This is a genomic window from Pseudomonas sp. B23(2017), from assembly GCF_002113725.1.
GTDB classification, from domain to species: Bacteria; Pseudomonadota; Gammaproteobacteria; order Pseudomonadales; family Pseudomonadaceae; genus Aquipseudomonas; species Aquipseudomonas putida_Z.
Window position 1 is genome coordinate 16195 of record NZ_NEJM01000007.1, and the last position, 24066, is coordinate 40260.

Below are 24066 nucleotides of genomic sequence, written 5' to 3' on the forward strand. Positions count from 1 at the left end.
GCTCTCGATAATTACCTGGTCTGTGCATTTCCATCGCCTATCGAGAGCCACCAGCATGACCGAACTCATTGCCGTCGCCCTGTTCACCCTGCTTGCCGTCATCAGCCCCGGTGCCGACTTCGCCATGGTCACCCGCAGCAGTTATGCACAGGGCCGCAAGGCCGGGTTGGCTGCCGCCGTGGGCATTGCCCTGGGAGTGCAGGTGCACGTTCTGTACACGGTGCTGGGCATCGCGGTGATCATCAGCCAGAGCCCGGCTCTGTTCCTAGGTATGAAAGTGCTGGGCGCGGGTTACCTGGTCTACCTGGGTTACCAGTCGCTGACCAACACCCGGCGCATCAGCCTCGACGGGGTTGCCGCATCCGCAGCCAGCGTAACGCAGGCCCTGCGCACGGGCTTTCTGACCAACGCCCTCAACCCCAAGACCATGCTGTTCGTCATCAGTGCCTTCACCCAGGTCGTGCAGCCTGACAGCTCGCTGGCGCTGGATTTTGCCTACGGCGCTTTCATGTCCGTTGCCCACTGGCTGTGGTTCAGCCTGGTGGCGGTGTTCTTCTCCAGCACGGCATTGCGCAAGGCGATGATCGAGCGGCAAAGGCTGGTGGACCGGGTAATCGGCCTGGCGCTGATCGGGTTGGGCCTGGCTGTGGCGGTGACCGGCATGCGTTGAGGTAGCGATTGCATGCCCTGTGGGGGAGGGGGCAGGCCTGTGGTATTTTTCGCAGGCAAAGAAAAAGGGCTTACCTTGCGGTAAGCCCTTCGTCTTGTTTGGTGGCTACACAGGGACTTGAACCCCGGACCCCAGCATTATGAATGCTATGCTCTAACCAACTGAGCTATGTAGCCGATGGCGCGCATTATTCTCTTGAACGGCCCCCCTGTCAACACTCATTTCAAAAAAAATTTGCACGCTTTCAAAAACTTAGCGGCCAGGCCCCCGGTTCTGCCTTGCCCAACGGCATCTCGCCGGCTTTCTACTGCCCGTTGCGCCAGCCATCGGTGCCCTTGAGGTCGGCTTTCTGTAACGGGCCGATACGCCCGCCATCGAAGGTTACCCGCTCGCCCGCCGATACAAGGCGCTGTTCGCCACCCTGGATAACCATGGCCTTGCCACTGAACACCACCAGTTCGTCATGCCCGGCATGGCGGGCGACCTGCAGGCGGGTACCGAACACCTGGATGCGCGCATCGCCCACTGTCACCTCCATGGCCCGGCCGTCGAGCATCACTTCCAGGTATACCCGGCCCTGCACCAGCTGCAGCTGGCGCGTGCGGCCGCGCAGGTCGGCGTTCATCGCGCTGGCGCTGCCCAGGTGCAAGGTGGTGCCATCGGCCAGGCGGATGCTGCGGCGTTCACCTGCCTCGGTGTGCAATTCGCTGCCCAGGCGCTGCATCAGCGGCCAGTACAGGTAGGCTGCAGCGCCTAACCCCAGCAGGAATAGCAGCGCCAGCCATTTGCCCATGTGGCTGCGGCGCGTGTTGATCTGCCGAGGGCGGGGGCGGTCAGGCTGCAGCTGATTGGCGAGCATCTGGCTCATGGGTTCGATCTGCTCGCGATAGGGGCCGTTTCGCCCAACGATGACAGGGTATGGGCCAAGGATGCTAATTATATTGATAACCATTTTCAAGTGCGTCACGACAGAGAGATAAAAAAGGTAGCTATGTATCTATTTGTTTCCCGATAATCGGATCCCAAACTGCTGACGGAGATTCAGGCACATGGCTATCAGTAGCGCCTCCACGGCGCCCACCAGTGCGGCGGCGAGCCAAGCCACGCCGCTGGTGATGCGCATCATCGGTTTCTGCGCCCTGGCGCACCTGATCAATGACCTGATCCAGTCGGTGCTGCCGGCGATCTACCCGATGCTCAAGGCCAACTACGACCTGAGCTTCGCCCAGATCGGCATGATTACCCTGACGTTCCAGATCACCGCCTCGCTGCTGCAGCCTTGGGTCGGCTTTTTCACCGATCGCCGACCGGCGCCGAACCTGCTGCCGCTGGGCACCCTGTGTACCCTGGTGGGTATAGTGATGCTGGCCTTCGTCGGCAGCTTCCCCATGATTCTGCTGGCATCGGCGCTGGTGGGGATCGGCTCGTCGACCTTCCACCCGGAAACCTCGCGTATTGCGCGGCTGGCCTCGGGCGGGCGCTTCGGCCTGGCCCAGTCGACCTTCCAGGTCGGCGGCAACACCGGCTCTGCGCTGGGCCCACTGCTGGCGGCGGCCATTGTCATTCCGTTCGGCCAGAGCCACGTGGCCTGGTTCGGCCTGGCTGCGCTGTTCTTCCTCGGCGTCACCCTGATGCTGCGTGGCTGGTACAAGGAGCACCTCAACCAGGCCAAGGCGCGCAAGGCAGTGCAGGCGACCCACGGCATTTCCCGCGGGCGGGTGGTCGCGGCGCTGATCGTGCTGGGCCTGCTGGTGTTCTCCAAGTACTTCTACATGGCCAGCTTTACCAGCTACTTCACCTTCTACCTGATCGAGAAGTTCGATGTGTCGGTGGCCAGCTCGCAGCTGCACCTGTTCCTGTTCCTCGGTGCGGTGGCGGCAGGTACCTTCTTTGGCGGGCCGATCGGTGATCGCATCGGGCGCAAGGCGGTGATCTGGTTCTCGATCCTCGGCGTGGCGCCGTTCACCCTGGTACTGCCGTATGCCGACCTGTTCTGGACCACCGTGTTGAGCGTGGTGATCGGCTTTATCCTGGCTTCGGCGTTTTCCGCGATCGTGGTGTATGCGCAGGAGTTGGTGCCGGGCAGCGTGGGCATGATTGCCGGGATCTTCTTCGGGCTGATGTTCGGCTTTGGTGGCATCGGTGCGGCCTTGCTGGGGTATGTGGCGGACCTGCGTGGCATCGAGTACGTGTACGAGCTGTGTTCGTTCCTGCCGTTGTTCGGATTGCTGGCGGTGTTCTTGCCAAGTACCGGCAAGCGCTGAGGTTGCCGGAGCTGCTTTGCAGCCCATCGCGACACAAGGCCGCTCCTACAGGGGACTGCGTACTGTTGTAGGAGCGGCCTTGTGTCGCGAAAGGGCCTCGTAGAGGCCCCCTGGGCAATTGACGAGCCAACCTGCGGTGGCCTAGAGTCCGCCTTTCCCCAACCACCTGCGTAGTAGTCAAAGCGATGTGCCGTACCCAGTCCCTGCCAAACGCCCGCCCGCCTGCCTTCCAGGCCCTGCGTCGCGCGTGGCCGAGCGATACGGTGCTCAAGCGTCGCCGCAGCGTGCTGTTTGCCTTCACCTTCTCGCCACACCTCGCCTGAACTGATCTGCGCTTTCGCGTCGCTCGCCGCCCTGGCGTGCGCGCCTGTGTCTGCACGTCTTTTCGGTTTGCAAGGAGTGGTACATGAACATGCGTTTGCTGGCGGGCCTGTTGTTCGCCGTTTCGGTCGTGGGTTTCAGTTTGGGGGCCAGCCTGCCGCTGGTGTCGTTGCGCCTGCATGAAGCCGGTGCGAGCACCCTGGAAATCGGCATCATCTCGGCCATCCCCGCTGCGGGCATGATGCTCTCGGCGTTCCTGGTCGACGCCTGCTGTCGCCACCTTACCCGGCGCACCATCTACTTGCTGTGCTTCAGCCTGTGCACGCTCAGCATTGGCTTGCTCGAGTCGGCGTTCGGCTCGCTGTGGCTGCTGGCGCTGTTGCGCCTGGGCCTGGGGCTGGGCATGGGTATCGCCATCATCCTCGGCGAGTCGTGGGTCAACGAACTGTGCCCGGAGCACAACCGCGGCAAGATCATGGCCCTGTACGCCACCAGCTTCACCGGCTTCCAGGTGCTCGGCCCGGCCATGCTGGCGGTGCTGGGCGCCGACAGCCCGTGGATCACCGGTGTGGTCACCGCCTGCTATGGCCTGGCGCTGCTGTGCATCGTGCTGACCGTGCCCAACGACCATGTGGAACATGAAGAGGGTGAAAAGAGCTTCGGCCTGGCCGGTTTCTTCCGTGTGGCGCCGGCGTTGTGCGTGGCGGTGCTGTTCTTCTCGTTCTTCGATGCCGTGGTGCTGTCGCTGCTGCCGGTGTATGCCACCAGCCATGGCTTTGCCGTGGGCGTGGCGGCGCTGATGGTGACCGTGGTGTTTGCCGGTGACATGTTGTTCCAGTTGCCGCTTGGCTGGTTGGCCGACCGGGTGGAGCGCACCGGGCTGCACCTGGTATGCGGGCTGCTGGCGATGGCGATCGGTATCGGCCTGCCCTGGCTGCTGAACCTGACCTGGCTGCTGTGGCCGCTGCTGGTGCTGCTGGGCGCCGTGGCAGGGGGCATCTATACCCTGGCGCTGGTGCTGATCGGGCAGCGCTTCAAGGGGCAGGACCTGGTTACCGCCAATGCCAGCGTGGGCTTGCTGTGGGGTGTGGGTAGCCTGGTCGGGCCGCTGGTCAGCGGTGCGGCGATGGATGTGGCGCCGCATGGTCTGCCCATCGCGCTGGCGCTGATGGCCGGGTTGTTCGTGTGCTTTGCCCGGCAGTCGTACCGGCGCGCGGGGCGGTTGCGGGCGGTGGCGGACTGAGGACCTCCAGGGCTGCGCGGTCCCTCGGCCCAGGGGCCGCTTTGCGGCCCTATCGCGACACAAGGCCGCTCCTACAGGAATGGTGCCAGCCGGTCAGGCAAATGCCTGTCAGAAACTCCCGCGCAAGGTCACCGACACATTGCGCGGCTCCCCCCAGTAGTACCCCGTCGCCGTGGTACCGATCTGCCGGTAGTACTTCTTGTCGAAGATGTTGTTGGCGTTCAGTTGCACTGAGTAGTTGTCGTTGATGCGATAACCGAGCATGCCGTTGTAAACCGCATACCCCGCCTGGGTCGCCTTGGCCGTGCCGCTTTCGGAATAGATATCGCTCTGCGCCTGCACCCCGCCGCCAATGGTCCAGGCATCCAGCGTGCCCGGCAGGCGGTAGCTGGTGAACAGCCGCAGCATGTGCTCCGGGTCGGTGGTGCGGATCGCGTTGCCATTGGTGGCTGCCGAGTTCTTCAGGTACTCGGTGGTGTTGTAGGTGTAGCCACCGGTGACCTGCCAGCCCGGCAGCACTTCGCCGGAAATCTCCAGGTCGATGCCCTCGCTGCGGCTCTTGCCCGAGGCGATCTTGCAGCGGCCGGTGGTGCCGTTGCAGCCGATCTCCGTGGACATGTCATCCACCGGCGTACCCACCTGGTTGATACGGAAAAACGCCAGGCTGGTGTTCAACCGGCCATCGTAGAACTCGCCCTTGATGCCCGTTTCGTAGGCTTCGCCGATGATCGGGTCGAGCACCGAGTTGTTCTTGTCCACCACTGTCTGCGGGCTGAATATCTCGGTGTAGCTGGCGTACACGCTGAAATTGTCATTCAGGTCGTAGATCAGCGCCGCGTACGGCACGATCTTCTCATCGACGCTGAACTTGCCGTTTGCACCGGTGTTGTTTTCCTGCTCGTAGTCGTACCAGTTGGCCCGCGCGCCGATGATCGCGGTCAGCGGTTCGGCCAGCGAAATGCGCCAGGTGGCGTGCGCAGCTTGCTGGGTGGTACGGGTGCGCACCGGGTGTGCGGTGATGTCGATGTCCGGCTCGGGCAGGCTGGTTTTCGGGTCCCAGTAGCGGATGTCGTACAGCCCGGAAATTACCCGGTTGGTGGCCGACGCGTAGGAATCGTTGCGAATCCGTTCGACGCCGACCATCAGCTCGTGGGTGCGACCAAACAAGTCGAACGGGCCGTTGAGGGTGGCGCTCAGGTTGTTCTGCAGGCTCTCGCCGCCGTCGCCTTCGGTAACCTGGTATCGCATCAGGTACGGGTTGCCGGTGGGGTTCAGGTTGGCCGGTGCGCGCTCCATGTAGGTTTGCTTGAAACCATGGTCGTCCAGCTCGAAGTGGGTACGCAGGGCCATCAGCTTCAGCGTCCAGTCGTTGTCGAAGCGGTGTTCCAGTTCGGCAAAAGTGTTCAGGTTGCTGCGGTCCCAGCGGTTCCAGTCGGCGCCCAGGTAGGTGCTGCGGCCGAAGGGCAGGGGGGCGCCGCTGGCGTCGGCGGGCAGGTTGCCCCAGGCGCCAGTGGCGTCGAGCGTGGTCCACTCGACACCGGTGGTCAGCGTGGTGCTGTCGTCCAGGTCGAAGGCCAGCGAGCCGCCGAACGCTTCCTTGCGCTCCATGCGCGAGTCCTGGAACAGGTCGCGGTCGTCATGCACGGCGATCACCCGCCCGCGTACGTTGCCGGTTTCGGTCAGCGGGCCGGAGATATCGGCCACATAGCGCTGGGCATTCCACGAGCCCAGGGTCACGCTGCCCGTAGCCTGGAAGTCATGGGTCGGGCGCTTGCGCACTAGGTTCACCGTGCCCGACGGGTTGCCGGCGCCACGCAGCATGCCGGTGGCGCCGCGCAGCACTTCGGCGCGGTCGATGAACGCCGAGTCGGTCTGGATGAACGAACCGCCACCGCTGCTCTGCACCACGGTGGCGCCGTCATACTGGATGGCATCGATGGCAAAGCCACGCGAGTAGTACTGCACCCGCTCGCTGTCGGTGTAGTTGACCACCACGCCGGGTGTCTGCTCCAGCAGGTTGGTCAGGTTGGTGATGTTCTGGTCATCGATGCGCTGGCGGGTTATCACACTGACCGATTGCGGGGTATGGCGCAGGGTTTGCGGCATCTTGCCGATGGTCACTTCGCCGGTAGTGTAGGAGCCGGTGTGCTCGGTGGTTTCGCCCAGGCGGTCGCTGGAAATGCTGGTCGCGCCCAGCTCAAGGGCGTTTCCCACATCCAGCGCCGGGATCAGCAGGAAGCTGGTTGCGCTTTCCTGCTGGACCTGCACGTTGCTGCCCTGCAACAGGATCGACAGCGCCCCCGCACTGTCATGCCGGCCCTGCACGCCGCGGGTGGTCTTGCCCTGCAGGCTGTTCGCGTCGAACGACAGGCTCAGGCCGCCCTGGCGGGCCAACTGGTCCAGCGCCGGGGCCAGCGGGCCGGCCGGGATGTTCCAGTCGGTCTGCTGGCTCTGGCTGGCCGCTGCAGCCTGGACCATGGCCGGGAAGGCACCGCCAGCTGCCAGGCCAAGGCCGAACACGGCCGCGCGCACGGCACGGCGCAGCCTGTCGTTGCGAGGGGAACACGGGGCAATCATGAAGCGCTCCTGAAGGTTGTGAAGACCACTTTTCGGGTTTTGTTCCTTCAGGCCGGACGAGAATGAGATTCCACCTCATTTATTTTCGGAAATTTTTCAGGCCGCACCGATGCTTACCCAAAAACGCGTGCGGTAGTCGACCCGCACCGGCAGGCTGCGGGTGAGCAGCTGCAGGATCTGCCCGGTGTCGGCCAGCTGGTAGGTACCGGACACCTTCAGGTCTGCCACTTCGGGGGCACAGCGCAGCAGGCCCGGGCGGTAACGCGCCAGCTCGGCGATGAACTCGCCCAGCGGCATCTGTTGCACGCTGAGCACGCCGTCGGTCCAGCCCCAGGGGTCGCTGTGCAGCGTCACCGCCTGGAAGCTGCCGCTGGCCCACACTTGCAAGGTTTCGCCTGGCAGCACCCGACGTGGCGAGGCCGAGGTGGGGAACAGCGTGACGTCGCCCCGGCGTACCGCCAGCAACAGGCCCTGGTCGTTCTCGCGCAGCAGCAGTTGGCCGTCGAGGGTGGCCAGTTGGCCAATGCGGGTGTCGATGCGGAACGGGCGGTTATCGTTGGGGTTGCTGTCCAGGCTCACCTCGCCACGCACCAGTTGCAGCCGGCGCTGCTCGGCGCTGTAACGCAGGTCGATGGCGCTGGCGGTATTGAGCTGGATGCGGCTGCCATCGCTGCCTTGCAGCTGGCGGCGTTCGCCGGTGGCAGTGCTGCTGTCGGCCAGCAGCTGGGGTATGCCCAGCGGTTCGCGCGCGGCCCAGCCCAGGCTGCCGCCCACGGCCAGCACGGCCAGCAGCTTGAGGTGGTCGCGGCGGCTGATGCGCTGGCGCTGGCTGCTATCCAGAGTGCGGCGGCTCAGGCCCTTGGGCAGCCCGGCCAGTTCATCACTGAGGTGGCTGACCCGCTGCCAGGCCAAGGGGTTGTGCGGATGGCTGGCCAGCCAGTGCTGGAACTGCTGCTCGGTACGCGGGCAGGGGCTGTCGAAGCGCAGCTTCACCAGCCAGTCGATGGCCTGGTCGACCTGCGCCTGCGCGGGCGCGCTGTCAGGCGTCGGCATAACGCAACCGGTAGCAGACGCCCAGGGCCTTGGCCAGGTCCCGCTCGACGGTGGCCCGCGACACACCCAGGCGCAGGGCGATCTGCACGATGCTCAAACCATCGAGCTGCGCCAGCAGGAATGCCTGGCGGGCACGCGGTTTCAGCTGGTGCAGGGCACGGTCGAGGCGTGCCAGGGTATCCAGGATGACCAGTCGATCTTCTTCGCTGGGCACTTCGGCTTCGGGGAGGTGAGCCAGGCTTTCCTGGTAGGCCCTCTCCAGCGCGCGGCGGCGGAACTGGTCGATCATCAGGCCACGGGCGATGCTGCTGAGGTAGGCGCGTGGCTCCTTCAGCGGCGAAAGCTGGCGGGCCCGCAACAGCCGCACGAAGGTATCCTGGGCCAGGTCGGCGGCGTGCTCGCTGCAACCGACCCGGCTGCGCAGCCAGCCGCTGAGCCAACGGTGGTGGGCCTGGTAGAGCAGAGCGACCTCGGTCGGCTTGAGCGTGTCGTTGATCTGCATCTTGGCGAAGGCCCGGTCCTGTGGATATATGCGATTGTGAATAGTTCTCAATTCTATGCGGGGACGATGGCGCGGAGCAATGGCATGCCAGGAATTAGCCGCGCAAGAACCGGCGTTTGCCCGATGAACGGCTGCGCTAAGCTGGACCTGCAATCGACTTGATGGAGGTGTCATGATCCGGGCCGACCTTTCGCCTGACGCGTACCGCGAGGCCACCGAATACCTGGCGGCGTTCGACCCGGACTGGTCGCGGCATATCGCGGCGACCGGGCCTTGCCTGCACCAGGCCACGCCGGGGCGTGAGCCTTACGAAGTGTTGGTACGGGCGATTGCCTACCAGCAACTGCATGCCCGTGCTGCCGAGGCAATTCTTGGGCGCTTGCTGGCGCTGTTCCCGGAGGCTGCGTTCCCGGGGCCGCAGCAGTTATTGGCGGTTACACCAGAAACCATGCGCGCCTGTGGTTTTTCCGCGAGCAAGATGGCGACGATCCAGGGTATTGCCCAGGGCCGGCTGGATGGCCTGGTGCCGAGCCGGGAAGAGGCACTGGCTTTGGCTGACGAGGCGTTGATCGAACGGCTGGTGGCATTGCGCGGGGTAGGGCGGTGGACGGTGGAGATGTTGCTGATCTACAGCCTGGCGCGTTCGGACGTTCTGCCGGTCGACGATTTTGGCGTGCGCGAGGGGTATCGGCGGCTGAAAGGGCTGGACAAGGCGCCGACACCGGCGCAAATGCGTTCGCTGGGTGGTGGCTGGCGGCCATACCGTACCGTGGCGGCCTGGTACCTGTGGCGGGCCTGAGGTCTTGCACCGCCTGTGCCGGCCTCTTCGCGGGTAAACCCGCTCCCACAGGCACTTCCACAGCTTTGTAAGTCTATGCAGTACCTGTGGGAGCGGGTTTACCCGCGAAAGGGCCGGCACAGCCAACAACCTATCTGGAAGTTGTAGGTGAACCGGCCTCAAAAGCAGGGCACAACACGCGAAACCAACACGGTCCCTGTGGGAGCGGGTTTACCCGCGAAAGGGCCGGCACAGCCAACAACCTATCTGGAAGTTTTAGGTGAACCGGCCTCAAAGGCATGGCACAACATCCGAAACCGACACGGTACCTGTGGGAGCGGGCATGCCCGCGAAGAGGCCGGCACAGGCAACAACCTATCTGGACATTTACCAATGAACCTCTACACCACCCCCGACCAACGCTGGCAAGCCGTAGAATCCCGCGACACTACCGCCACCGGCCACTTCGTCTACGCCGTGCGCACCACCGGCATCTACTGCCACCCTGGCTGCAAATCGCGCCTGGCCAAGCGAACCAACGTCGAGTTCTACGACACCCCAGCCGCCGCCGAAGCCGCCGGCTACCGCGCCTGCAAACGTTGCACCGCCACCACCAGCGCCAGCGCCACCCGCCACAGCCAGCTGGTCACCCGCGCCTGCCGGCTGATCGAAGCCAGCGACCCCGCGCCCAGCCTCGATCAACTCAGCGCCCAACTGGCCGTCAGCCCTTTCCACCTGCACCGCCTGTTCAAGGCCGAAACCGGCCTCACCCCCAAGGCCTACGCCACCGCTTTCCGTGCCCGGCGCCTGCGCGCGCACCTGGAAGATGGCCAGCGCTCTGTCACCGATGCCATCTATGACGCCGGCTACAACTCCAACAGCCGTTTCTACGAAAGCGCCGACCAGCGCCTGGGCATGCGCCCGCGGCAATACCGCGCCGGCGGCGCCGGGGCAACCATCCACTTCGCCCTCGGCCAGTGCTCTCTGGGCGCGATCCTGGTGGCCCAGAGCGAGAAGGGCATTTGCGCGATCCTGCTGGGAGACGACCCCGAGGCCCTGCTGCGCGACCTGCAGGACCAGTTCCCCAAGGCCCACCTGGTCGGTGGCGACAGTGCCTACGAACGGTTGGTCGCCGAGGTGGTGGGCTTCGTCGAAGCCCCGGCGCTGGGCCTGGCCTTGCCCCTGGATGTGCAAGGCACTGCGTTCCAGGAGCGGGTGTGGCAGGCCCTGCGCGAGGTGCCGGCCGGCAGCCGGGTCAGCTACACCGACATCGCCGAGCGCATCGGCGCGCCCAAGGCGGTGCGTGCGGTGGCCATGGCCTGCGCGGCCAACCACATCGCTGTGGCCATCCCTTGTCATCGGGTGGTGCGCCGGGACGGCGACATCAGCGGCTACCGCTGGGGTGTCGAGCGCAAACAGCAACTGCTCAAACGAGAAACGGCACTCTCCTGATCGCGTGAAGCCGCGTAGAATCCCCCGCCAAATCGAATTGTAAAGAGGAATATTCGATGAGGCGTGTCAGCCTTGCCCGTTTTTGCCCAGGCCTGATGGTTTTCATGGCCTTGATGCTGGCCATTGCCAGCCCGGCCTGGTCGGCCCCGGCCACGCCGTTGTCCAATCTGGCGGTTGCCGAAGCGAACGTGCTGGATGAAAACGCCAGCATCGAGCAGTTGAGCGATCGACTGGACCAGATCCGCCAGGGTGTCACCAGCGAGGCCAACGACGATCTGCTGTCGCAACTGCGCCTGGGCGCCATGCAGGTCCAGCGCCAGGCCGATGCGTTAAGTGCCCTGCGCACCACGGATGTGGAGAAAGTCGACGACAAGCTCAAGGTCATCGGCCCGGTCCAGCCGGACGAGGCCGCCACCCTGACCCAGCAGCGCAAGGAGCTGGAGGCCGAGAAGAAGGCCTTGGTAGCCCAACGGGACCAGGCGACCAAGCTGACCCAGTCGGCCCGCGACCTGTCCACGCAGATCGTCAACCTGCGCCGCAGCCAGTTCAACTCGCAGATCACCAGCCGCGCGGCCTCACCGCTGAGCCCGGCGTTCTGGCAGAGCATCATTCGCCCCACCCAGGACGACGTGGCACGCCTGCGTGACCTGCGTGGCGAGACGGCCGATGCCATCGGTAGTGCCTTCAGCGCCGAAAATCGCTGGCTGTTCATTACCAGCCTGGTGGCGGCAATCCTGGTCTGGACCTTGGTGCGCCGCGTGCTCGAGCGCCTGCTGGCCGACGCCATGGTCAGCTGGCTACCCGAAGGCCGCCTGCGCCGCAGTGCGTTGGCGCTGGGCGTGAGCCTGGCAACCCTGGGTACCATCGCCGGTTCGGTCTCGCTGCTGCGATGGGGGCTGGAGAGCAGCGCCGAGCTGGGCGCCGATATCGCCAGCCTGGCCAACCATGTACTTGCCCTGGTGGTGTTCAGCGCCTTCATCACCGGCCTGGGCCGCGCCATGCTGATGCTGCAACGCCCGTCCTGGCGCCTGCCGCCGATTCACGACGAAGTCGCCAGCGCCCTGGGCTGGTTCCCCAAGGTGCTGGCGTTGGCGCTGATGGTCATGATGACCATGGAACGCATCAACAGCGTGATCGGTGCCAGCCTGGCGCTGACCGTGGCGGTCAACGGCCTGACCGCGCTGGTAGTGGCGGTTACCTTCGCCGGTGCGCTGCTGCGTTACCGCCGCACCCTGCGCAAGCATGACCTGGAGCGCCCCACGGGCCTGGCCGGGCTGATCCCGTTCGTGATGGTGATCTGGCTGACGCTGATCCTGCTGGCCTTGCTCGCCGGTTACCTGACACTCGCCTACTTCCTCACCGCCAAGCTGCTGTGGGTCAGCCTGGTGATCACTTGTGCCTACCTGCTGACCACGTTCTTTGGCGACCTCTGCGAAACCCTGCTGTCGCCCCGCCAACCCGGCGGCCTGGCGTTGGCCTCGACCCTGGGCCTGGCGCCGCGTCACCAGGCGCAGGCCAGCACCATCCTGGCCGGCATCGGCCGCACCGTGGTGCTGTTTCTGGCGCTGTTGCTGGCATTGATGCCATCGGGCACCAGCCCCAGCGAACTGCTGCTGAGCCTGGGTGATTGGGACGAGACCGGCGGCAAGCTGCTGGGCAACATGAACATTGTCCCCCAGGACATCCTGTTGGCAGTGGTGATGTTCCTCGGCGGCCTGTTCGCCATCCGCGTGGTCAAGCGCTGGCTGAGCGATCGCCTGCTGCCGGAAACCGACATGGACGCCGGCATGCGTGCCTCGCTGGTGACCCTGGTGGGTTACCTGGGCTTCATCTTCCTGGCCATGCTGGTGATGTCGACCCTGCGCATCAACCTCACCAGCCTGACCTGGGTGGTCAGTGCCCTGTCGGTGGGTATCGGTTTCGGCTTGCAGCAGATCGTACAGAACTTCATCTCCGGCCTGATCCTGCTGACCGAGCGCCCGGTCAAGGTGGGCGACTGGGTCAGCCTGGCGGGCGTCGAGGGCGACATTCGCCGTATCAACGTGCGCGCCACCGAGATCCAGATGTCCGACCGCTCGACGGTTATCGTGCCCAACTCGCAGTTCATCTCGCAGAACGTGCGCAACGTGACCATGGGCAATGCCCTTGGCGTGGTCGGCATTACCCTGACCATGCCGCTGGAGACCGATGCCAACCGCGTGCGTGAACTGCTGCTGGCGGCTTACCAGGAGCACGAGGCGATTCTGGATGCGCCGGCCACCTCGGTCACCTTCAAGGACCTGACCAGCAGCGGCATGGTGATAGGTGTGAGTGGTTACGTGGCGGGGCCGCGGCAGGTGTCCGGTACGCGCAGTGACCTGTTGTTCACCATTCTTGGGCGCCTGCGTGATGAAGGTATTGCCCTGTCGTCGCCGCAGAGCATGGTGTTGGTGCAGGAGGGCGCTCGCTCGGCTGACGAGTCGGTGTGAAGCCAATCGCCGGCAAGCCGGCTCCCACAGGTACTGCGTATGGCTTGAAGTCGGCGCGGTCCTTGTGGGAGCTGGCTTGCCGGCGATTGGGCTGCAAAGCAGCCCCAAACCTCAATGCTGCTTGGCCTGCCTGATCCTCAGCAAAATCACCAGCAACACCAACAGCACAGGCGGCGCCATGGCCAACAGCCCATCCCGCGCCGTCAGCCCCAACCCCAGCACATTAAGCCCGCCATACAGCAGCTTGAACAAGTTCAGCAGGTAGTAGGTGATGGCAATGATCGACAGCCCCTCCACCGCCCGCTGGATCTTCACCTGGGCATCGGCTCGGGCATTGAGGCTGCGCAGGATCTCGGCGTTCTGTTCTTCCATCTCCACCTGTACCCGCGCTTGCAGCAGGTCGCCCAGGTTGGCCACATTCTTCGCCAACTGCTCCAGGCGCTGCTCGGTGGCCGCGCAGTAGCGCACGGTCGGCTTGAACCGGCGTTCGATGAACACCCCCAGGCGCTGGCAGTCGCCCACATGGCTTTCCCGCAGCTCGCCCAGGCGCTCGAACACCAGTTGCGCATAGGCTTGTGTGGCACCGAAGCGGTGGCGGGTTTTCACCGTGCGGCTGACCACCTGGCGTGACAGGTGGGCAATGGCTTCCAGCAACCCTTTGGAATCATGGCCATCGCCCCCGGCACTGCGCTCCGAGAGGCTGACCAGGGTCTTGTCGAAGGCGTCCAGTTCCTGGCTCAGGTCCTTGGCGGTGGTCAGGGTCAGCGAGGCCATCATGCGGTAGGTCTCGATTTCCAGCAGACGGCGGATCATGCGGCCCTGGCGGTAGGCATTGAGGCGACGGTTGATGAACAGGAAGCGGTTGGTGCCGTCCTCGGTCAGGCGAAAATCGCTCCACACCACCGCATCGCCACCGCCGACGCAGGAGCCGCACGGGTCCTTGAAACCGTAGTGGTGCAGGTCCAGTTCCTGTTCGTCACGGACCAGCACCTGCACCGCGTTGATCACTTGCGCCGCTTGCGGAGCGATAGCCTCGGCCAGCACCGGCGGAAGAGTTTGCCACTCGGTGTCGGCGGCAGTGCAGGGCACCACCAGGGTCAGGGTGAAGAACTCGGTGTGCCGTTCCCACTTGAACGGATGGCCATCCAGGCGGGTGATGCCTTGGGCGGCTGCGGTGTCCAGGGCATCCGGGCAGCAGCGTTGCAGCAGTGCCGCACAGGCAGCATCGGCGCCGAGCAAGGCCAGGTGGAAGACATGCGCCGGGCCGTCGAAATACAGCGACGGGCGGGCGTGCAGTTCGTTGTGCAAGGCGGTGCGTTGAGGGTGCATGGGTGGTCCGGCCTGGTGTTGTGATTGTGGGGGTACCAGGAAGTGGGACTTTGCGGTGGGCGGGCAAAGTCACGCGGACGCAAAGTTTTGTATCGCCTGTGCCGGCCTCCTCGCGGGCAAGCCCGCTCCCACAGGTACGGTGCCGCCCTTCAGGCCTGCGCTATCCCTGTGGGAGCGGGTTTACCCGCGAAGAGGCCGGTGAGCCCGGCATCAATTCCAGGCCTTACTCGCGGTTCAATAGCAACTGGTTGAGCGCCCGGGTCATTTGCACGTTATGCACGGTCATACGCGGTTCTTGTAGGAGCGGCCTTGTGTCGCGAAAGGGCCGCAAAGCGGCCCCGGAAATCTCAACCCAGACAGCGCGTCACATGCTTGACCGATTGGTAGGCTCCCCAGCTCACGCCCGATCCTGCTACCTTGTGTCGCCTGTGCCGGCCTCTTCGCGGGCAAGCCCGCTCCCACAGGTACGGTGCTGCCCTTCAGGTCTGCGCTATCCCTGTGGGAGCGGGTTTACCCGCGAAGAGGTCGTGAGCCCGGCATCAATTCCAGGCCTTACTCGCGGTTCAACAGCAACTGGTTGAGCGCCCGGGTCATTTGCACGTTATGCACGGTATTGACCAACAACCCGATGCCCGGTTCGCCAGCGTTGGCGCAGATGTATTCGTCGAGGCTGTCCTCGATGCCAAGCAGCAACTGCGAGACGTATCGCAGTGCCTCGGGTGAGGGCAAGTCGTTGTTGATGGTGTAGAACGGGCGGGAGCCAGGTTTTACAGGTGGATCGGGCACAAGTTTATTCATTGCGTTTCCCTAGGTCGGTCAGGAGCTACCACCCCATTCCCTCTCACAGGATCGGGTGGCAGCCGTACGCGGGGTGAGAGACCGGAGACCTAGGAACCCGGCCAGGACCAAGCCTGCCCGCGCACAGCTACCGTTGAGGTTGCAACCAGATCAGCACGGGCTCTCACACCCGGTCGCCATTTTTGACGACCCAGGGAAATTAGCCCTGATGCTCCTGTTCAACAACAGAGAAACGGCTGCGGCGCGGGTAGGATAATTCCCAAGCTACTTCCAGCTGAAGCATTTGGTTTCAGGTTGGGAAAAGTCTTACATCTGAGGGGCTAAGGCGAGGGCTTCACCCTCGATCGCCGGCAAGCCAGCTCCCACAGGGATGGCACATGGCTTGCCGGCGAAAGGGCCGCAAAGCGGCCCCGGAAATCTCAACCCAGACAGCGTGTCACATGCTTGACCGACTGGTAGGCCGACAACCCCCAAGGCCCCAGCTCACGCCCGATCCCGCTACCCTTGGTGCCACCCCACGAGGTCTCGACGAATACCGCCTGCACCGAGTTGATCCACACATGGCCAACCTCCAGCGCATCGGCCACCCGCTCGGCGCGCTCCAGGTCGGCGGAGCACACCGTCGCCACCAGCCCGAAGCGGCTATCGTTGGCCTCGGCAATCGCCTGTCCCTCGGTCGCAAAGCGACGCGCGCACAGCACCGGGCCAAAGATTTCCTCGGTCCACAGGCGGCTGTCTTTCGGCACATCGGCATACAGCGTCGGGCTGACGAACCAGCCATCACGGTCCAGCGCCTTGCCACCGGCCAGGCACTGCAGGCCTTCTTCCCGCGCCGTGGCAAAGTAGCCGGCCACCTTCAGCCACTGCGCCTGGCTGGTCAGCGGCCCCATTTCGACCTCTTCGGTCAATGGATTACCGACCCGTAGCTGTTCCAGTGCGGCCTGCAAACGCGGCAGCAATGCATCGGCAATGCCGTCCTGCACCAGCAGCCGCGAAGTGGCCGAGCACATCTGCCCGGCGTTCCAGGTAATGCCGGCGACGATCCACTCCACCGCCTGGCCCACGTCGCAATCATCGAACACCACGATCGCCGACTTGCCGCCCAGCTCCAGCGTCACCGGCCGGCACTGCGCCGAAGCGCTGCGCATTACCTGGCTGCCGACACTATTGCTGCCAGTGAACGACAGCTTGTCCAGGCCATTGTGGTTGCTCAGTGCAGCGCCGGTCTCGGCCTTGCCGTTGACGATGTTCAACACCCCGGCCGGCAGCCCCAGGGCATCGGCGATCTGGCCGTAGGCCTGTTCGATCAGCGGGGTGACTTCCGATGGCTTGAGCACCACGGTGCAACCGGCGGCCAGGGCCGGGGCGAGCTTCCAGGCGCTGGTCACCAGCGGGAAATTCCACGGCACGATCAGGCCGACCACGCCCACCGGTTCCAGGCGGGTGCGAGCGCTGAAACCCGGTGCAGCCAACGGCACATCGCGGTTCTTCGATGGCAGTTGCTCGGCCAGTTCGGCATAGTAGCCGAAGGTGGCGATGGCGTCGTCCAGGTCGATTTCCGCCTCGTGACGTGGCTTGCCGTTGTTGCGCATCTGCAAGGTGATCAACGCTTCACGGCGCTGCCCGAGCTGTTCGGCAAAGCCGCGCAGGTAGGCGGCGCGTTCGCTGGCGCTGGTGTTTTTCCAGGCGGGCAGGGCGCCACGGGCAGCGGTCACTGCCTGGTCTACCTGGGCGACGCTGGCGGCCATCAGTTCGGCAAACGGTTGCCCAAGGGCCGGGTCATTGACGCTGATGCAGTCGCTGCCCTGGCCTTCGACCCAGCGGCCGGCAATGTAGTGGGAAGTGGTCATGGTCGGTTTCCAGTCAGGCCATTTCGGCGGTGGTTACCGGCGTGTGCGCGGTGCTTTTGCAACGCACCCAACGCGGGCCCTGGGGGCCATACACGCCGGCAGGTTCGGGGAACAGGTTGAGCAGCAGCAGGTACAGCACGCCGGCCAGCCCCAGGGTGACCGGCAGGCTCAGGTCGATGCCGCCGGCCAGGTCGCCCAGCGGGCCGACGAACTGCCCTGGCAGGTTGACGAAGCACAGGCCCACCGCCGCGCTGGGGATCCACGCCCCCATGCCGCGCCAGTTCCAGCCATGCAGGAACCAGTAGTGGCCGCCACGCTGGCCGCGGGTGAACACCTGCAGGTCGTCGGCATGGTAGAAGCCGCGACGGGTGATCAGGCCGAGGATCATGATCACCATCCACGGGCTGGTGCAGGTGATGATCAGCACGGCGAAGGTCGACACGCTCTGCACCAGGTTGAAGGTGAAGCGGCCGACGAAGATGAAGCCGATCGCCAGCACGCCGATCAGCAGTGTGGCGCCGGCACGGCTGAGCAGGCGTGGGAACACGCTGGACATGTCCAGGCCGGTGCCGTACAGAGCCGTGGTGCCGGTGGACATGCCGCCGATCACCGCAATCAGGCACACCGGCAGGAAGAACCAGCTTGGCGCCACCGCCAGCAGGCCACCGACGTAGTTGTTGGCAGCGATGTAGTCCGGTGCCTGGGTGGCCACCAGGGTGGCGGTGCACAGGCCGAACAGGAAAGGGATCAGTGTCGCGCCCTGGGCCGCGATCACCGCCAGCATGATGCGCGCCTTGGGCGTTTCACGCGGGATGTAGCGCGACCAGTCGCCGAGGAACGCACCGAACGACACCGGGTTGCTCATGGCCAGGATCGCCGCACCGACGAATGCCGCCCAGAAGCCCGCCTGGCCGAGGTTTACGCTGCCCGCATAACCGGCGTCGAACGGCCCGGCAAAGGCAACGATGCCCAGCAGGAACAGCAGGCTCGAGGCCCACACGGCAATCTTGTTGACCCACAGCATGAAGCGGAAGCCGAAGATGCACACCACCAGCACCAGCACCGCGAACAGGCCATAGGCCAGGCCCAGGGTCAGGTCGGTTTCCGGCAGGCCGGCCAGGCGCTTGGCGCCGCCGACCAGGGCGTCGCCCGAGCTCCACACCGACAGCGAAAAGAACGCCACCGCGGTGAGCAGCGACAGGAACGAACCGACGATGCGCCCGTGCACGCCAAAGTGCGCCCCAGACGACACCGCGTTGTTGGTGCCGTTGAGCGCGCCGAACAGGCCCATGGGCGCAAGGATCAGCGCGCCCACGCCGACGCCGAGCAGGATCGCCCACACGCCGGCCTGGAACGACAGCCCGAACAGCACCGGGAAGCTGCCCAGCACGGCCGTGGCGAAGGTATTGGCGCCGCCGAAGATCAGGCGGAACAGGTCCAGCGGGGAGGCGTCGCGTTGATCGTCGGGGATCTGTTCGACGCCGTTGGTCTCGATACCGGTCGAGTGGCTCATGGTGATGCTCCAGCGCGGTTGTTGTGGGCCGGCGCAGTACGCGGGCCTTATTGTGGGTGCGATGGCAGGGCGGCAGGGCCGCGTAAATGGATGATCAGGCCGGCGATACGACCGACAGGTGCTCGTGGCAGGCCAGCCACCTTTCGCCGTGGCAGCGGAAGACGATGGTCTCGCGCTCGCTCAACTGGTGTTCTTCGCCGGCGATGCGGATGTGCGTGGCCACATCATGCATTAAGATCGCCACGTCACCTTGCAGGCTCACCTGGGCATTGCCCGATTCGCAGGCGAGCACCGCAAACCCGTCGGCCTGCCACTGGGCCCAGAGTTGCTCGTAGGCATGGCGCGACAGCAGCGGTTGCGGCAGGGTGTGGAAAAGGAAGGTGGCGTCTTCGCTGAAGCAGGCGAAATAGCGAGCGGTGTCGTTGCTGGCGAACGCCGCAACGAGGTCGGCGGCGGCTTGCCGTACCTGGAGTGTCTGGTCCACGGGAGTGGCCTCACGGTTCTTGTGATTGTGGTGAAGCGATTCTGGTAGCGGTTGGCGAGGGGAAAAATCGCTGCGGGCAAATAATCAGTTCAGGAATTTGTGAAGTGATGGCTGCGCTTTCTCAGGTTTCGCACTGCGCACCCTGTGGGAGCGGGCGTGCCCGTTCTCATAAGGCTGCACATAACTCATTGAAAGCAGGGACCCTGTGGGAGCGGCTTTAGCCGCGAACACCGGCGCAGCCGGTGCCAGGCACCGCGTTGGATTCTTCGCGGCTAAAGCCGCTCCCACAGGGGATTGCGCCAACGTTTAGAATTTGAGCAAGACAGTTGCTCCCACAGGGTATGCGGACCGCTTGCGAATTCGGCTCTCTACGCGTCAGCGCAGCCCAAAGGGCTTTCAGCTATCCAGCTGTCATCTGACTGCAACGAATATTCAGCAACCTTTCTGCCATCTCCCCGTGCCTCATTGCGAGTTCGAATGGGCCATCCCGCGCTGCATCTGCCACAGGACCACGACCTGTTCGGCCTGCTCTACGCCTTCGCCTTCCGCCCTGGCCAGCCGGGGCGCGAAATCGATTCGGCGCAGTTGTTGCGCACGCTCGGCCAGCCGCTGGAACCTGGCGAGTTTCTCTGGGTGCACCTGAACCTGGCCCACGCTGCCTGCGAACGCTGGCTGCGCACCCACCTGCAGTTGCCCGAAGCCTTCTTCGAAACCCTGCGCGAAGGTTCGCGCTCGACCCGTATCGAACACGCCGACTCGGCGCTGCTGGCAGTGGTCAACGATGTGGTGTTCAACTTCGGCCTGGTGTCCTCTGACATCTCCACGTTGTGGGCCTGCGCCAGCAGCCAGTTGCTGGTGAGCGCGCGATTGCAGCCGTTGCATTCGGTGGACAAGTTGCGCTCGTCGGTGAAGCATGGCGAGCGCTTTCATTCGTCCATCGAGTTGCTGGTCCATCTGTTGCGCGACCAGGGCGATGTGCTGACCCAGATCGTGCGTGAAACCACCACCAGCGTCGACCGCATCGAAGACCAGTTGCTGTCCCAACGCCTGAGCGACAACCGCGCCGAACTGGGCAGCATGCGCCGGGTGCTGGTGCGCCTGCAGCGCCTGCTGGCGCTGGAGCCGGGGGCGCTGCTGCGCCTGCTCAACCGGCCGCCCGACTGGCTGCAGGAACAGGACATACGCCAGCTGCGGGCGGCCACAGAAGAGTTCACCCTGGTGATCAGCGACCTCACCGCCCTCGGTGAGCGGATCAAGCTGCTGCAGGAAGAAATCGCCGCCAAGCTCAACGAACAGACCAACCGCACCCTGTTCACCCTGACCGTGGTGACCGTGCTGGCGCTGCCCATCAACATCATCGCCGGCTTCTTCGGCATGAATGTCGGGGGTGTGCCGCTGGCGGAAAACCCCCACGGCTTCTGGGTGCTGGTGGCCCTGGTGGCGACCTTCACCGTGCTGGTGGGGCGCTGGGCGTTTCGCAAGCGGCGCGAGTACTGAAGCGACGATCGTCGGTCAGTTCGCCTCCCGCACTGCACTGAGGAACGCCCGGGTCCGCTCCTGTTGCGGGTTTTCGTAGATCTGCGCCGGCGTCCCCTGTTCGTGGATCTGCCCCTTGTAGAAGAAGCACACCCGATCCGCGAACTCCCTGGCAAAGCCCATCTGATGCGTCACCATCAGCATGGTCAGGTTGTGCTCGCTGCCCAACCGGCGGATCACGTTCAGCACCTCGCCACACAGTTCCGGGTCCAGCGCCGAGGTCACTTCGTCGAACAGCATCACCTTGGGCCGCATCGCCAGCGCCCGGGCAATCGCCACGCGCTGTTGCTGGCCACCGGACAACTGCGACGGGTAATGCTCGAACTTGTTGCCCAGGCCAACCATCTCCAGCAGCTCGGCAGCCCGTTCGCGCGCCTCGGCCGGCTTCACGCCCAACACCTGGACCGGGGCCTCGATCACGTTCTGCAAGGCACTCATGTGCGGGAACAGGTTGAAGCTCTGGAACACCATGCCGATCTTCGCCCGCACTTTGCGTACATGGCGCTCGTTGGCGATGAGCTGCGCGCCGTTGCGCCCGGGCATGTGGGTGAGCGATTCGCCATCTACTTCGATCATGCCCTGGTCGATGCCCTCAAGCGTCATCAGTACCCGCAGCAACGTCGACTTGCCCGAGCCGCTGGGGCCGATGATCGCCACCTTTTCGCCGGGGGCGACATCGAGGTTGAGGCCGTCGAGCACGGTGAAGCTGCCGTAGCGTTTGGTCACGTCCTTGAAGCTGACGATCGGTTGGGCAATGGCCGGTGTGGGCAAATGGGTGTCCAGCGGCTGAGTGGCGGTGGCAGTGGCGAAGTGGGTCACAGGGGCGATCATCAGCGGAGCTCCAGGCGCACTTCAAGGCGCCGAACGAGGTAGGCCAGAGCGACGCTCAAGGCCAGGAAGAACAGACCGACCAGGGTGATCGGCTCGAGGTAGCGGAAGCTTTCGGAGCCGACGTTCTTGGCCTGCTGCATGATTTCCACCACGGTGATGGCCGACAGCACCGGGGTGTCCTTGAGCATGGCGATCAGGTAGTTGCCCAACGGTGGCAGGATCGGCCGAATCGCCTGGGGCAGGATGACTGCCCGGTAGGCGGTCCACGGCGCGAAGTTGAGGGCGACCACCGCTTCCCACTGGCTGCGCGCCACAGAGTCGAGGCCGCCGCGGTAAACCTCGGCCAGGTAACAGGCGTAGTGCACGCCGATACCGATGATGCCGGCCTGCATGGCCGTCATGTTGACCCCGTAGTTGGGCAGCACGTAGTAGAGGAAATACACCTGGATCAGCAGCGGCGTACTGCGGATGAACTCGATCAGCAATGCCACCGGCCACGACAGCCAGGCCTGGCGGCTGCGCCGGGCGATGGCCAGGAAGAGGCCCAGCACCACTGCGATCAGGAAGCCAACCAAGGTGATGCCCAAGGTTTTCAGCGACGCCTGCAGCAAGTCGGGCAGGATTTGCGCGACGTAGTTCCAGTCCCAGAAATTCATGACAGGCTCCCCCGCAGGCGACCGCGGCTCAGGCGCCGTTCGACCCGACGCATGAGGAAGTTGATGACCTGCGCCAGGACGAAGTAGAGCAGCAGGGTGAGGCTGAAGATTTCCAGGGTCTGGAAGGTCGCCTGGTCCAGCTGACGGGCGCGGAAGCTAAGGTCCGACAGGGTGATCAGCGACACCAGCGAGGTGTTCTTCAGCAGTTCGATCAGCAGGTTGGTGCCAGGTGCGATGGCCGCCAGCAATGCCTGCGGCAGGATGATCCGCCGGAAGCGGGTGGTGGCGGGCATGTTCAGCGCGGTGCAGGCTTCGTACTGCCCCTTGGCCACCGAGCTGATTGCCCCGCGCATCACTTCGGCACCGTAGGCACCGATATGCAGCCCGAGGCCGACGATGGCCACGGTGTAGGCGCTGAGTTCGAGGTTGAACGGTGGCAGCGGCAATACGAAGAACAGCCAGAACAACTGCACCAGCAACGAGGTGCCGCGGAACAGCTCGATGTAGGCCACGCACAGCCAGCTCAATGGCCGCCATGACGAACGCCGGCCAAGGGCGGCGAGGATCGCGGCGACGATGGCCAGCAGCGAGCCGAAGAAGGTGACCTGGATGGTGATCCAGGCGCCTTGCAGTAACAACGGTATCAATTCACCCATGGTTCGACCTGAATAATCGGATTACACAGGGAATGGCACGGCAAGCGCCATGCCACCTCGATTCACTGCTGGGCACAGAGCTCGGCGGCGGTCTTGTCAGTCACGTTGCTGCGGTCGAAGCCGAACGGCGCGACGGTCTTCAGATGCTCCTCGCTGCCCAGCCACTTCTTCATCTCGGCGTTGACCGCGTCGCGCAGGGCCTTGTCCTCGGGGCGGAAGGCCAGGGCACCGTAGCCGGTGTGGGCCGGGTCATCCGTGAAGTCGCTGATCGCCTCGACCTTGTCGCCACCCTTTTTCGCCAGGCCCTTCATGGTCAGCTGGGTGCCTACGGCAGCATCGGCGCGGCCGGCACGCACGGCCTGTAACTGGGCGGTGGTGTCCGGCACCTGAAGGATCTGCGCATCGGTGATGCCGGAGTCGCGGGCATAGGCGAGGTTGACCGTGCCCGCCATGATCGCCAGCTTCACGTCCGGGTTCCTGGCGATGTCGGCGTAGCTGTGCAGGTTCTTCGGATTGCCCTGTGCCACCAGCAGGGTGTCGGGCAGGGCGTACTGCGGGTCGGTGAAGATCACCTGCTTGCAGCGTGCCGGGGTGATGTACATGCCGGCGGCAATCACATCGAAGCGCCCGGCGCGCAAGCCCGGGATCAACGAACCCCACTCGGTGAGCACGCCATCGACCTGTTTGATGCCCATTTTCCCGAAGATGATCTTGGCGATTTCCGGTGACTCCCCGGTTACCCGGCCATCGGTCTCGGTGAAGGCAAACGGGGTTTCGTTGGCGTAGCCGATGCGGATGTGGCTGGTTTCCTTGATTTCGTCCAGGCTGGCGGCCTGGGCGCTGGTGAGCACACCGAAGGTGGCACAGGCCATCAGCAGGCGCTGGAAGGGGCGTGGAACGTTGAAAGGCTGGCTCATCAATGAAGCTCCTGTTTGTTATAAAAACCGTCGTCGACGGCTCTGTGTTAGGAGGCAGTGGAGCAAAACAGCGAAAGCAGGTCGGTCTTTTGTTCGAAGCTGCCGGGCAGCGGGAGTTCGACCTTGGGCCGAGCATACAAAAGCTGAAACGGCCATTGCATTGCACTA

19 protein-coding genes, 1 tRNA gene and 1 pseudogene are annotated in these 24066 nt (G+C 64.5%); 7 read left to right on the forward strand and 14 right to left on the reverse strand.

The genetic code is table 11. The features are described 5' to 3' along the window. Positions 1–55: 55 nt before the first annotated feature. Positions 56–670: a LysE family translocator gene (locus CAG46_RS13135; RefSeq protein ID WP_085617304.1), complete on the forward strand. Its 615-nt coding sequence runs from the start codon at positions 56–58 to the stop codon at positions 668–670. Positions 671–769: 99 nt separating this feature from the next. On the opposite strand, the gene CAG46_RS13140 is transcribed toward CAG46_RS13135, so the two are convergent. Both CAG46_RS13140 and CAG46_RS13145 read right to left on the reverse strand, forming a co-directional pair. Continuing rightward, positions 770–846, reverse strand: a tRNA-Met gene (locus CAG46_RS13140). A gap of 131 nt (positions 847–977) precedes the next feature. Further along, positions 978–1538: pseudogene (locus CAG46_RS13145) on the reverse strand (FecR family protein); the annotation flags it as partial. 181 nt (positions 1539–1719) lie between these two features. On the opposite strand from CAG46_RS13145, the gene CAG46_RS13150 reads away from it, so the two are divergent. Together CAG46_RS13150 and CAG46_RS13155 are read left to right on the forward strand one after the other, a co-directional pair. Continuing rightward, positions 1720–2934: an MFS transporter gene (locus CAG46_RS13150; protein WP_025337646.1), complete on the forward strand. Its 1215-nt coding sequence runs from the start codon at positions 1720–1722 to the stop codon at positions 2932–2934. Between the two features lie 406 nt (positions 2935–3340). Beyond that, positions 3341–4498, forward strand: a complete 1158-nt coding sequence (locus tag CAG46_RS13155) for an MFS transporter (protein WP_025337647.1) — start codon at positions 3341–3343, stop codon at positions 4496–4498. Between the two features lie 108 nt (positions 4499–4606). On the opposite strand, the gene CAG46_RS13160 is transcribed toward CAG46_RS13155, so the two are convergent. The 3 genes from CAG46_RS13160 to CAG46_RS13170 form a co-directional block, all read right to left on the reverse strand. Next, positions 4607–7075, reverse strand: coding sequence for a TonB-dependent receptor (locus CAG46_RS13160; RefSeq protein ID WP_085617308.1), 2469 nt, complete (start codon positions 7073–7075; stop codon positions 4607–4609). A gap of 96 nt (positions 7076–7171) precedes the next feature. Then, positions 7172–8128, reverse strand: a complete 957-nt coding sequence (locus CAG46_RS13165) for a FecR domain-containing protein (RefSeq protein ID WP_085617311.1) — start codon at positions 8126–8128, stop codon at positions 7172–7174. Next, positions 8115–8630: a sigma-70 family RNA polymerase sigma factor gene (locus CAG46_RS13170; protein ID WP_085617313.1), complete on the reverse strand. Its 516-nt coding sequence runs from the start codon at positions 8628–8630 to the stop codon at positions 8115–8117. The genes CAG46_RS13165 and CAG46_RS13170 overlap by 14 nt, the downstream gene beginning before the upstream one ends. 172 nt (positions 8631–8802) lie before the next feature. On the opposite strand from CAG46_RS13170, the gene CAG46_RS13175 reads away from it, so the two are divergent. The 3 genes from CAG46_RS13175 to CAG46_RS13185 all read left to right on the forward strand — a co-directional run bounded on the left by CAG46_RS13175 (position 8803) and on the right by CAG46_RS13185 (position 13328). Next, positions 8803–9429 carry a DNA-3-methyladenine glycosylase gene (locus CAG46_RS13175; RefSeq protein WP_085617315.1) on the forward strand — a complete coding sequence of 209 codons (627 nt, stop codon included), beginning with the start codon at positions 8803–8805 and terminating at the stop codon, positions 9427–9429. Between the two features lie 372 nt (positions 9430–9801). Further along, complete coding sequence (ada, locus tag CAG46_RS13180) at positions 9802–10860, forward strand: bifunctional DNA-binding transcriptional regulator/O6-methylguanine-DNA methyltransferase Ada (protein WP_085617317.1); 1059 nt, start codon at positions 9802–9804, stop codon at positions 10858–10860. Positions 10861–10916: 56 nt separating this feature from the next. Continuing rightward, the gene (locus tag CAG46_RS13185; RefSeq protein ID WP_085617319.1) at positions 10917–13328 is read left to right on the forward strand and encodes a DUF3772 domain-containing protein; all 2412 of its coding nucleotides are present in this window, start codon (positions 10917–10919) and stop codon (positions 13326–13328) included. 111 nt (positions 13329–13439) lie between these two features. Here CAG46_RS13185 and CAG46_RS13190 read toward each other — a convergent pair whose 3' ends face one another. From CAG46_RS13190 to CAG46_RS13210, 5 genes are all read right to left on the reverse strand, one after another. After that, positions 13440–14657: a DUF3422 domain-containing protein gene (locus CAG46_RS13190; RefSeq protein WP_085617321.1), complete on the reverse strand. Its 1218-nt coding sequence runs from the start codon at positions 14655–14657 to the stop codon at positions 13440–13442. A 552-nt stretch (positions 14658–15209) separates the two neighbouring features. After that, positions 15210–15455: a hypothetical protein gene (locus CAG46_RS13195; protein WP_143493469.1), complete on the reverse strand. Its 246-nt coding sequence runs from the start codon at positions 15453–15455 to the stop codon at positions 15210–15212. A gap of 419 nt (positions 15456–15874) precedes the next feature. Then, on the reverse strand, positions 15875–17305 hold the full coding sequence (locus CAG46_RS13200) for an aldehyde dehydrogenase family protein (RefSeq protein ID WP_085617325.1): 1431 nt from the start codon (positions 17303–17305) through the stop codon (positions 15875–15877). Positions 17306–17318: 13 nt separating this feature from the next. Further along, on the reverse strand, positions 17319–18818 hold the full coding sequence (locus CAG46_RS13205; protein WP_046616768.1) for a cytosine permease: 1500 nt from the start codon (positions 18816–18818) through the stop codon (positions 17319–17321). Positions 18819–18912: 94 nt separating this feature from the next. After that, entirely contained in the window at positions 18913–19302 is a 390-nt protein-coding gene (locus tag CAG46_RS13210) for a nuclear transport factor 2 family protein (RefSeq protein WP_085617327.1), read from the reverse strand. 477 nt (positions 19303–19779) lie between these two features. Here CAG46_RS13210 and CAG46_RS13215 point away from each other — a divergent pair, with 477 nt between their 5' ends. Further along, entirely contained in the window at positions 19780–20799 is a 1020-nt protein-coding gene (locus CAG46_RS13215; RefSeq protein ID WP_024086247.1) for a transporter, read from the forward strand. Positions 20800–20814: 15 nt separating this feature from the next. Here CAG46_RS13215 and ehuA read toward each other — a convergent pair whose 3' ends face one another. The 4 genes from ehuA to ehuB form a co-directional block, all read right to left on the reverse strand. Beyond that, the gene (gene ehuA / locus CAG46_RS13220) at positions 20815–21669 is read right to left on the reverse strand and encodes an ectoine/hydroxyectoine ABC transporter ATP-binding protein EhuA (RefSeq protein ID WP_305880196.1); all 855 of its coding nucleotides are present in this window, start codon (positions 21667–21669) and stop codon (positions 20815–20817) included. Continuing rightward, positions 21669–22325, reverse strand: coding sequence for an ectoine/hydroxyectoine ABC transporter permease subunit EhuD (ehuD, locus tag CAG46_RS13225; RefSeq protein WP_003256382.1), 657 nt, complete (start codon positions 22323–22325; stop codon positions 21669–21671). The genes ehuA and ehuD overlap by 1 nt, the downstream gene beginning before the upstream one ends. Then, positions 22322–22981 (reverse strand): ectoine/hydroxyectoine ABC transporter permease subunit EhuC, encoded by a 660-nt coding sequence (ehuC, locus tag CAG46_RS13230; RefSeq protein ID WP_015268921.1) that lies wholly within the window; start codon positions 22979–22981, stop codon positions 22322–22324. Before ehuC ends, ehuD begins: the two co-directional genes overlap by 4 nt. A gap of 62 nt (positions 22982–23043) precedes the next feature. Next, a complete protein-coding gene (ehuB, locus tag CAG46_RS13235) occupies positions 23044–23898 on the reverse strand; it encodes an ectoine/hydroxyectoine ABC transporter substrate-binding protein EhuB (protein WP_085617329.1) in 855 nt (284 codons plus the stop codon). Positions 23899–24066 lie beyond the last annotated feature (168 nt).

Excerpts from the sequence above, each read along its gene's own strand:
- ehuA (WP_305880196.1), bottom strand. The coding sequence starts at position 21,669 with ATGATCGCCCCTGTGACCCACTTCGCCACTGCCACCGCCACTCAGCCG.
- CAG46_RS13170 (WP_085617313.1), bottom strand. The coding sequence starts at position 8,630 with ATGCAGATCAACGACACGCTCAAGCCGACCGAGGTCGCTCTGCTCTAC.
- CAG46_RS13185 (WP_085617319.1), top strand. The coding sequence starts at position 10,917 with ATGAGGCGTGTCAGCCTTGCCCGTTTTTGCCCAGGCCTGATGGTTTTC.
- CAG46_RS13165 (WP_085617311.1), bottom strand. The coding sequence starts at position 8,128 with ATGCCGACGCCTGACAGCGCGCCCGCGCAGGCGCAGGTCGACCAGGCC.
- CAG46_RS13215 (WP_024086247.1), top strand. The coding sequence starts at position 19,780 with ATGGGCCATCCCGCGCTGCATCTGCCACAGGACCACGACCTGTTCGGC.
- ehuC (WP_015268921.1), bottom strand. The coding sequence starts at position 22,981 with ATGGGTGAATTGATACCGTTGTTACTGCAAGGCGCCTGGATCACCATC.
- CAG46_RS13190 (WP_085617321.1), bottom strand. The coding sequence starts at position 14,657 with ATGCACCCTCAACGCACCGCCTTGCACAACGAACTGCACGCCCGCCCG.
- CAG46_RS13205 (WP_046616768.1), bottom strand. The coding sequence starts at position 18,818 with ATGAGCCACTCGACCGGTATCGAGACCAACGGCGTCGAACAGATCCCC.
- ehuB (WP_085617329.1), bottom strand. The coding sequence starts at position 23,898 with ATGAGCCAGCCTTTCAACGTTCCACGCCCCTTCCAGCGCCTGCTGATG.
- CAG46_RS13135 (WP_085617304.1), top strand. The coding sequence starts at position 56 with ATGACCGAACTCATTGCCGTCGCCCTGTTCACCCTGCTTGCCGTCATC.
- CAG46_RS13160 (WP_085617308.1), bottom strand. The coding sequence starts at position 7,075 with ATGATTGCCCCGTGTTCCCCTCGCAACGACAGGCTGCGCCGTGCCGTG.
- ehuD (WP_003256382.1), bottom strand. The coding sequence starts at position 22,325 with ATGAATTTCTGGGACTGGAACTACGTCGCGCAAATCCTGCCCGACTTG.
- CAG46_RS13175 (WP_085617315.1), top strand. The coding sequence starts at position 8,803 with ATGATCCGGGCCGACCTTTCGCCTGACGCGTACCGCGAGGCCACCGAA.
- ada (WP_085617317.1), top strand. The coding sequence starts at position 9,802 with ATGAACCTCTACACCACCCCCGACCAACGCTGGCAAGCCGTAGAATCC.
- CAG46_RS13195 (WP_143493469.1), bottom strand. The coding sequence starts at position 15,455 with ATGAATAAACTTGTGCCCGATCCACCTGTAAAACCTGGCTCCCGCCCG.
- CAG46_RS13200 (WP_085617325.1), bottom strand. The coding sequence starts at position 17,305 with ATGACCACTTCCCACTACATTGCCGGCCGCTGGGTCGAAGGCCAGGGC.
- CAG46_RS13155 (WP_025337647.1), top strand. The coding sequence starts at position 3,341 with ATGAACATGCGTTTGCTGGCGGGCCTGTTGTTCGCCGTTTCGGTCGTG.
- CAG46_RS13150 (WP_025337646.1), top strand. The coding sequence starts at position 1,720 with ATGGCTATCAGTAGCGCCTCCACGGCGCCCACCAGTGCGGCGGCGAGC.